Raw genomic sequence first — 467 nt, forward strand, 5'->3', positions numbered from 1 at the left:
GTCTGGCAATTTCACGCGCAAGTGCCTCCGTACCTCGGCTTCCTCCACCTCTTTGCTCGATACGTAGTAGCCATACAGGGTGTCTTCCCGCACCTCCGCGGCCGACTCTTCGATCTCCGGCAATTCCAGCAGCACCGACTCCACTTCACCCAGTTCGATCCGGTACCCCCGGATTTTCACCTGCCGGTCCATCCGTCCCAGGTAACCGAGGCTGCCATCGGGTAACCAGCGCGCCAGGTCTCCGGTTCGGTAATACCGTTCTCCCAACGCTCCCGTGATGAAGCGCTCCGCCGTTAATTCGGGCAGGTTGCGATACCCTCGCGCTACTCCGCGCCCCGCAATGCATAGTTCCCCGGGCACGCCTTCGCCCTGTAAACGTCCGTCTTTATCTACAATTCGTACCTGTACCTGAGGCAGTGCCTCACCGATGGGTATTCGTCCTGTTTCCGTACCGTTCACCGCATACC

1 protein-coding gene is annotated in these 467 nt (G+C 59.7%); it reads right to left on the reverse strand.

All coding sequences use genetic code 11. The features are described 5' to 3' along the window. Positions 1-467, reverse strand: a 467-nt coding sequence (locus H7T88_RS28515; protein WP_221791743.1) for an AMP-binding protein, incomplete at both ends; no start/stop codon positions are given.

The organism is Paenibacillus cucumis (ex Kampfer et al. 2016), from assembly GCF_019748695.1.
In the GTDB taxonomy this organism is placed as follows: Bacteria; Bacillota; Bacilli; order Paenibacillales; family Paenibacillaceae; genus Paenibacillus; species Paenibacillus polysaccharolyticus.